This window comes from Shewanella sp. c952 (assembly GCF_019654975.1).
In the GTDB taxonomy this organism is placed as follows: domain Bacteria; phylum Pseudomonadota; class Gammaproteobacteria; order Enterobacterales; family Shewanellaceae; genus Shewanella.
The window spans coordinates 1-463 of sequence record NZ_BPEW01000134.1; the positions used below are offsets into that span (position 1 = coordinate 1).

At 53.1% G+C, this 463-nt stretch carries 1 protein-coding gene; it reads left to right on the forward strand.

The annotated features are described in order from the left end of the window. Nucleotides 1-300 (forward strand): hypothetical protein (locus K5R16_RS22240; protein ID WP_220740599.1); only part of this gene is annotated, 300 nt, incomplete at its 5' end. Nucleotides 301-463: the final 163 nt, after the last annotated feature.

Consider the following 463-nt stretch of genomic DNA (forward strand, 5'->3'; position numbering starts at 1 on the left):
GTGCGGGGCGAAAACAGCCGCTGGCAACCGGCGATGGAAATTGGTGTTCGCACTTTTAGTTTGGCCATAGCTGCCTATACAGTGCTCTGGTTTGCCTTGCTGACAGCAGCGGTTTATGCCGGCGGCGATGCCGATGTGATAGCCGGGGTAGAGGTGCTTGGCATCTTCCTGCTGGCGATGGGCATTTACTCGCTGTTTCATCTATCCCGTTTTATCGGCAGCAAATTGCAGCTTTGGATCTATCGGCTGGCCTTACCTCTGGTGATTGGCGGAAGTTTCCTGGTATGTAAGTTTGGGTGATTGCGAAATTTTCGCGTACACTCTCAGCCAGGTGCGGTCAGCAGATCGCCAAGCCTGATGAGAGGATCCCATGGCAGGAACAGAGAGACAGATAACCCTGAGGTTTTTAGCCGAGCCCACGAGACTCCTGAGCATCTCGTATGCCGTCTTCTGCTTGAAAAAA